The sequence below is a fragment of the Mesorhizobium sp. M7A.F.Ca.ET.027.03.2.1 genome (assembly GCF_003999175.1).
GTDB lineage: Bacteria > Pseudomonadota > Alphaproteobacteria > Rhizobiales > Rhizobiaceae > Mesorhizobium.
The window spans coordinates 1-1,099 of record NZ_RZOM01001466.1; the positions used below are offsets into that span (position 1 = coordinate 1).

At 62.0% G+C, this 1,099-nt stretch carries 2 protein-coding genes; both read left to right on the forward strand.

Annotated elements, in window-relative coordinates; genetic code table 11:
- Positions 1 to 336, forward strand: a 336-nt coding sequence (locus EN750_RS35655) for an enolase C-terminal domain-like protein (RefSeq protein WP_281062380.1), incomplete at its 5' end; no start/stop codon positions are given.
- Between the two features lie 2 nt (positions 337 to 338).
- Positions 339 to 1,055: a FadR/GntR family transcriptional regulator gene (locus tag EN750_RS35660; protein WP_013529506.1), complete on the forward strand. Its 717-nt coding sequence runs from the start codon at positions 339 to 341 to the stop codon at positions 1,053 to 1,055.
- Positions 1,056 to 1,099: the final 44 nt, after the last annotated feature.

Genomic DNA, 1,099 nt, shown 5'->3' on the forward strand with positions numbered 1-1,099 from the left:
GTGCTGAAAGCCGCCGACATTTTCCAGCCGGATCCCGCCTTCTGCGGCGGTATCAGCGAGGCGATGAAGATCGGCACCATCGCCAGCGCCTTCAATCTGCGCTTTGCACCGCATTTGTGGGCCGGCGCGCCCTGTTTTTTCGCAGGCTTGCATGTCTGCGCCGCCTCGCCGTCGAGTTTCACCGTCGAATATTCGCTCGGCGCCAACCCGATGATCCATGATCTGGTCGAAGAGACTGTCGAAGCCAGGGACGGCATGATAGCGATCCCGGAAAAACCGGGTCTGGGATTCACCATTTCGGAGCGGTTCCTTGAGGCGCACGCGCAACGCGGTTGACGATGAAAGAAAAGAACCTCCTCGCGGAACTCGCTGCCTACCTGTTCTCCCATTCGGACAAGGAGAGCGGCCGAACGCCTTCGGAACGCGAACTGGCGGAGCATTTCGCCGTCAGCCGCGGCCAGATCCGCGAGGCGCTGGCCATCCTGGAGGCCATGCGCATCGTCGAGCGCCGGGCCAAGTCCGGCATTTACATCGACACCAAGCAGGCCAGCGTGGAGGCCATGGCGCTTTTTGCGCGCGCGGGCCTGCCGCTCGACCCGATCCAGATCTACGAAACGGTCGAACTGCGCAAAATCCACGAGATCAAGGCGGCCGAACTTGCCTGTTCGCGCGCCACAGAGGAGAATTTCGAGCGGCTGCGCGAGATACTGAAAGCTTCGGAAGAGCGCATTGCCGCCGGCGAAGGGCTTGCCAGGGAAGACCGTGAATTCCACCTCGAGATCGTGCGCGCCACCAAGAACAGCGTCTTCCACAATGTCTGCAGCGTCTACTACATGATGGGCGAGCAGCGCCTGCCGATCTATTTCAACGACCCCGAGCGCAACGTGCGCTCGCATGCCGAGCATATCCAGATCTATGAGGCGCTGCTGCGCCGCGATGGCAATCTCGCCCAGGCGCTGATGAGCGCCCATCTGCAAGGGGCTGAGAGCTACTGGAAAGGCCTGATCGAGGGCCATGGCGAGGAACCTCAAAGCCCGGCGCTCGAAAAAGCTTGACCGACATGGCCCGAATCCTCACGACCCACGCCCTGCACCCGCGC